The sequence below is a fragment of the Rhodopirellula maiorica SM1 genome, assembly GCF_000346295.1.
Classification (GTDB): Bacteria; Planctomycetota; Planctomycetia; order Pirellulales; family Pirellulaceae; genus Novipirellula; species Novipirellula maiorica.
Genome location: NZ_ANOG01000720.1, coordinates 1 through 6,322, shown reverse-complemented (window position 1 = coordinate 6,322; position 6,322 = coordinate 1). Strand labels below are relative to the sequence as shown.

The 6,322-nt window shown below is 53.9% G+C and carries 4 protein-coding genes; 1 reads left to right on the top strand and 3 read right to left on the bottom strand.

Annotated features, from left to right (window positions below; genetic code table 11):
• Nucleotides 1-166: 166 nt before the first annotated feature.
• Nucleotides 167-655 (bottom strand): MarR family winged helix-turn-helix transcriptional regulator, encoded by a 489-nt coding sequence (locus RMSM_RS23350; RefSeq protein WP_008702244.1) that lies wholly within the window; start codon nt 653-655, stop codon nt 167-169.
• Between the two features lie 400 nt (nt 656-1,055).
• The gene (locus RMSM_RS23345) at nt 1,056-2,222 is read right to left on the bottom strand and encodes a hypothetical protein (RefSeq protein ID WP_236622277.1); all 1,167 of its coding nucleotides are present in this window, start codon (nt 2,220-2,222) and stop codon (nt 1,056-1,058) included.
• 232 nt (nt 2,223-2,454) lie between these two features.
• On the opposite strand from RMSM_RS23345, the gene RMSM_RS23340 reads away from it, so the two are divergent.
• A complete protein-coding gene (locus RMSM_RS23340) occupies nt 2,455-4,314 on the top strand; it encodes a polymorphic toxin-type HINT domain-containing protein (RefSeq protein WP_008702238.1) in 1,860 nt (619 codons plus the stop codon).
• Between the two features lie 102 nt (nt 4,315-4,416).
• Here the strand turns inward: RMSM_RS23340 and RMSM_RS23335 are convergent, their stop codons facing one another.
• Nucleotides 4,417-6,084, bottom strand: a complete 1,668-nt coding sequence (locus tag RMSM_RS23335; protein WP_236622276.1) for a prenyltransferase/squalene oxidase repeat-containing protein — start codon at nt 6,082-6,084, stop codon at nt 4,417-4,419.
• Nucleotides 6,085-6,322: the final 238 nt, after the last annotated feature.

The window sequence follows — 6,322 nt, the reverse complement described above, 5'->3', positions numbered from 1 at the left end:
CTGCGATCTGAATCAACCCTGCTGCGGTCATCGAGAGCATGTTTCGTCGGGACGCGTTCATTGTATTTCCTTTGTAAGAAAGGGATTGGCTCTGTCTGCAAAGGAATACCGCCGTGAACCGAATGCCTTACATGTAAACTATTGGATTCTGTAAAAAAAAATGTTTTCAGTCGAGGGTTTCATTTTTCAGGAGTCCGTTTCTCGCTCTGGCGAGGGTAGCAATCAGTGTTTTTAGTTCTGCGGACGGGACATGACCCAACAGCGTGTGATGCAATTGCTCGATCGGGGCGTCGATCTTTCGCAGTAACGATTTTCCTGCCGTGGTGAGGTGAACCAGAAAAACGCGGCGATCTTCGCTGGATTGTTCCTTGGCAACCAATCCTCGGTCGACTAATTGATCGACCACCCGGGTGATCGCCGGTGCGACCTGGATCATCCGCTCGGCGATCTCTAAGCACGGCATCGGTTTGCCTTCGCCCCGCATGATCCGCAAGGCGTTGTATTGGGACGGCGTCAACGCGTATTGTCGGAGCAGGCGTGCCAAGCGATTCTCGAGCAGATCGCTGGTCCGCATCACGCTCAGCATCGCCTCTTGTTCGACCGATTCAAACGGCGTTTTCTTTTTCAGTTCGCGACTTAGGTTGCGAGTAGCCAACGCGGATTACCTCATCGGGTGCGGGATATGCCAAGGCTCTGTCTGAAGACCGTAGCGGAAGCCCTCAAGACTTTCGGCAGCAGGGCATCACCCATTGGAAAATCGAAATTCTTCACGGCTTGTTGATTTAATTCAAATGCAAATTGCAACGGTGAGCCGTGGGCCGTAAGGCACCGGGTACTGAATGGGACCCGGCCGCTGACGCGTCACGGCTCAATAAATCAACAAGCCGTTCACGAATTCCGCTACCAAGTTTCCGCCTCTGATGCGTTCTCAGACAGTGTCTCTAACTTTACATGTCATCTATTTAAGTAGCAAGTCCGCCGAGCGATATCGCATTTATGGAAGTGCAGGCAGAGCGTCCGGCACGGGCGAATGTGGTTTGAGCCAGCACCGCGATTTATCGTCGCTGGAAATTCCACTGCAGCGGTGCGTTGGTTTTGATGGTTTTCGCAATCGATTCCGCAAACGCCTTTTGTTCGTTGTGAGCGAGCCAAACCGATTTGTCGGCATACAGCGCCGCGAAATTGGGTTCGTCCGAGACACTCGAGGCGATCGCCATCAAAAGCTGCGAGTACCAGTCGGCATCCTTGCTGAATTCGCTCACCAGCATCGCTTGTTCTTTGGCTTTGAATGCGAGCCGTGGAATGTCTGAAGCGCGTAGGGAGTAGATTACGGCCAGTAGACGCCGCGCGTCCAATTCCAACTCGGGCGTTTTCAGTAAACCCGACAATTCGCTTTCCGCGGTGCTCAAGTCCTCTGCAGCCGCAAGTTGGCGTGCCCGCAGAAAACGGATGTAAGGGTTTGCTCGATCCGACTTGTAGGCCGTCAACATGTCCATCTTGGCTTTTCGAGTTTCGCCGAGCGACGTATAGACAGTACTGCGGGCAGCGATTGCAAGAAAATGCAACGGCGTGTTGGCTTGGATGACGAAGTTTAGCTTTTCCAATGCCTCGTCGTGATAGCCGATTCGTTCTTGTAGCAGTGCCTCGGCGATGATCGCTGGATAGTCATCGATCGCATCGGTTTGAAACGTCGATAGCAAGGACTCACACTCGCTGCGAGTCCAGATGCGACTGGGGTCGGTGAATCGCCAATAGCGTTCGAAAAACTGAGGCCCTTGTTGTCGCCACTGGATGACGTCTTGTTGCCACTTTGCACCGTCCTGGAAAGCCTTCAGTCGACGCTGAATGACGAGCCGAGACGCGGCGTCAAGTTGAGAGAGGGCGGCTGCGGAAGCGATTTGGTCATTCTGCGTTAGTTGCAGATTCAGCAGGATAAGCCGATCGTTTGGCGACGCTTGGTCGGTTAAATTAGTACGTCGGCCTACAATGCGGCGATTCCGAATATCAAAAAGGGGAATGTCGCTCGCCTCGAGTTCTGCGAGCCTCTGATCCTCCTCGATTTGCAACAACTGCCAACTGATTTGCTTCTTCAACGCCTCTTCGCGGACCGATTCGAGATCGCGTTCCGTTTCTCTAAGCGTGGACTGAATACGCTGTAATTCCTGAGCGAGCAGCGGTTTGCGCTGCTGGTGCTGATGAAACTCGCGATGGATCCCTTTCAATGCAGCAATTTTCCCGTCTTTTTGCATTGGTGGTTGGGAATGGCTAGGATTGGGGTGGATAAAACCGCAAAGGACCAGCACCACAACGAGTTCGATTCGGAAGCGAACGGGAATTCGATTGCCTCCTCGGGTGCAGACCCTTATGATTGGGAAAAGGTCGGTCTTTGCCATCACTAGGCTCCCCTCGTCACTTTCATCGAAATAGAGGCATCCAACTATGGTTACGGTAACGATGCGCTGCGCAAGCGTCAAACAATTCGCGTGGCGTCTTGGATTGCTGCTTGGCGGCGTTTTGCTGAGCGGTTCTGCCGGAGCAGCCGAACTCGAAACTTCGAGCGATCCGGTGCAGGCGGCTTTGGAAGCTGAAGCCAAGGGGCAATTAACGGACCGAACGGCGTTGATGGAATTGTCGCAGAACCCCGATGCAGCTCGCTGGCACGCAGGGCAGGCCTTTGTCGATGGTCAGTGGGTGGGGCTTGATCAGCTAAATGCCGAGCGGTTAACGCTTCGCTTAAGGCAATACGTGCAACAACGAGGTGAAGGGGACCTTGATATCGAGGCTCATCGCCACCTAGCACGCTGGGCGGAAACCAACCAATTGGATGCTCAGGCGAGGGCACATTGGGAAGGTGTCGTGGCGCTGAACCCTGACGACCGCGCCGCAAGGGCAAAGTTGGGGCAGCAACTCGTCAACGGTCAATGGTTATCGAAAGACGAAATTCGTGAGGCAAAACGGCAATCAAAGGAATTGGCAAAGCAAGCCAAAACCTGGTTGCCTAAAGTGAAACAGTGGGTAGCTGCGATTTCTGGCTCGGATGCAAAGGGGAAATTGAAAACGCTTGAAGAGTTGCGGCAACTCGAGGATCCCTCGGCGGTGTATGCATTAAAGCTGGCGGCACTGCAGCTTCCCGACGACTTGGCATTTCCGTTTGTCGAAGCGATCAAAAATGGACGTAGCCGGCAAGCATGTAATGCCTTGACGGAAATCGCGGTCAAGGATCCGGCGTCAAAAAGCGGCCAGGCAGCGATTGCAGGACTGAAAGAATATCGGATGGCGTTTTATGTTCCGAGCCTGCTCGAGTCGCTTTCGGGAGATATCGTGCTTCGGCATCAAACCTTCACTCGTCCCAATGGCGAGGAAGTGCTAAGGATTGTGAAATCTCGCGAGCTTCAGGATGTCGAGCAAGTTGCCATTGTTGACAATGTGGTTCAAGCGAATACGCGAGTGGTCATCACCGACCAACTCTCTCAAGCCAACGCGTTGCGAACCAACGCTCGGATCTCGATTGTTGATTTGAATGTCGGGAAAAACGCGGTCGCCAGCCAAGCTTTGCAACGAGATATCCAGCGGCAATCCGAGCAGGTGCGCAGGGAGACGGATGAACAGAATCGGGAAAAGGCACGAAATGAATCACGCGTTTACGAGGTGCTGCAAGCGGTTTCAGGTGAGGGAATGGAACGAAACGCTGTGGCTTGGTGGGATTGGTGGGATCGCTACAACGAGGCAATGGATTACGGCGCGGAGAACAAGCGGTATGACGTCAAGTACGACCAAGATCGCAGGAATACAGTGTACACGATGCAGTTCTCGCAGCTGGTGGCGTTGCGAACTTGCGAATGCCTAATCGCGGGGACTCAGGTGCAAACCGAATGTGGACCGAAGTCTGTTGAGTCGATTCGCACGGGCGATTTGGTGCTATCACAAGATGTTGAAACAGGCGAGTTGTCTTTGAAGCCAGTGCTTCAAACGACAAAACGGCCTCCAGCTAAAACCTTGCGTTTTTCAACCGCTGGCGGTGAGATCCAAGCGACGCTGGGCCACTATTGGTGGGTTGCGGGTGAGGGATGGCTGCGAACCAAAGAACTCGAAGTCGGCATGATGTTGCATCATGCCACGGGCACCAGCAAGATCGAGTCAATTGAACAGGTTGCCGAACCGGTCGAGACATTCAACTTGATCGTGGCAGACAATCACACTTACTTTGTCGGACCCGAACGTCTGCTCTCCAATGACGCTACGGATCTCAGTCCGACTCTTCAAGTAGTGCCTGGATTGCCGGTGACATCGCTTGCTTCGAACACGCGAAAGTAATCGGCGTGATTATTGGGTAGCAAAACTTGCCAAGAGTCTCGGTGGGGTACTGAGAGGATGCCGTTACTGAGAGGATGTCAAGCGGAGCATGCGTGACGGTCTCTACTTGTCATCCTCTTCTGCTGCTTTGAGATGGTGGCTCGCATACAGCGGCATGTGGCGGTAGTAAACCTCGAGCGAATAGAGCGAGAAGCACGTCGTGTAGAGACGTCCTCCGAAGGCGCCCCACGCGTCGCTCACAGGAGACCAGCTTCCTTTTTCGGGGCCACCCTTTTCTTGGATCGCTGGCAGTTCGACTCGCATTTTATCGTTCCATTCTTCCCACAATGGACCGCCGTAGTGGTGCAGTGCTTGCGTGGCGTAGTACCAGTAATAGACGTCCATGTCACGACGGTCGATGGGATCGCGGGCGACAAACCCGCCAAGCCCGTGAGACATCTCGGGCCGGTTCCGTTGCCATCCCAAGTATTGGCGAATCAGTAATCCCTCGGCGGTCATCGAACGTGTGGCTCGTTCACCCACCTGGTACGCATAGCCTTGGTCATAACCGCTTCCGCCGACCGAATCCAAGTACGTTTCGATATTCATAAACACGTAGCGGTCCACATCCAAACCGGCGGCTTCGCCACTTTTCAGCCCCATTAAAAACCATCCGGTCACCGACGTATCGGAATCAAATTTGGGCTGGTAACGCCATCCGCCTTGAGGTGATTGTGAGTCGACGGCAAAATCACATGCCAATTGTGCATACGGTTGCAGCCAGTAATCGTGAGTCATTCCATAGAGTTCGCACAACGCGATGGTAGCCAAACCTTGGGCGTACATCTTCTCGTGAGGGTTCGCTCGTTCGGCCATAAAACCGACGCGGTTTTGTTGTTTGACAAGCCACTGGGCCGCACGCAGCATTTCTCGTTCGTATTTTCCGCTGCGGTGGGTATTGCCCGCGCCCATGAATGCAATCATCGCCATCGCCGTGGCTGCGGTGTCGTTCTCCATCAGACTGCCGTCACGGTAAGGGCCTCGCAAGCTCCAGTTGCCGTTGGTTCGTTGTTGACGCTGAAGCCATGCCAATCCAAGGGCCACTGCATCTTCGGTAACTTGAGTGCCTCCGTATTTAGCCAACAGTTCCTGTTTCTTTTTCCCCGTACGGCCGCTGAACATCAAAGCAGCTGCACTCGCGTTTGGCATGGTGCCCAGCTTTGGCAGTGTGCCCAGCGATGCACCGGATGTTTTCGGAAGTTGGGAAAACGGATTCTCTGGTGGCAGCTCGGATCCAAACGCCTGTGGCTGAGCAATCGCGAACTCTTCCAATACAGGGGCCATGTCGACAGGCGTTTCGATGCTTGCGTTGCTGTCGGTCTGGTCCAGCGATTCGACTAGTAGTGGAGCGGGCTGCAACGCAAACTCGACAAACTCGGGCTTTGTCTGTGCCGAGGCTGGGGTGATCGTCAACATAATGCCGTCGATGGTTTCGGGCGAAATCGTGATGAACGCCAAGACCAGCAGCAGAATCAGATGGAATACCGTGCTGAGCAACCAAGCCGGCGCGTCCAGAAGGTAATCCTTGATTCGATCAAACGAGTAGGGACTAACGCGGACTTCGGTCGTTTCATCGCGGTCGGCGGTGAGGGGAGGTTTCGCGTTTTGAAACGAAAACCGCCGAGGAGCCTGGTTCGGCACCACAGCTTCGCCACGCCATCGTGGGGGGGATTTCCTCACATGCGTCGTGGCAGGAAACGGCAGCAAACAAGAATTCGAAGATGTGGGCATTAAATCGGCTCTTGTGGACAACGTCTTTTAATGGCCGCGAAACCAGCCCTAGTTGTTTAGGACGATTTGCAAACGCGACCGTCACGGTTGTTCCAAAACACCGTTAGTGTCGCCCACTTATCGTATCATGATTCGCTCCCCAGGGAACATCGAAATGTTGCAACCGTAGGCAGTGTTGTGGCAATTTATAGAGCGTTTTGCTGGCGTCGGTGGGGGAATCTAGGGATCCTTTATTGAC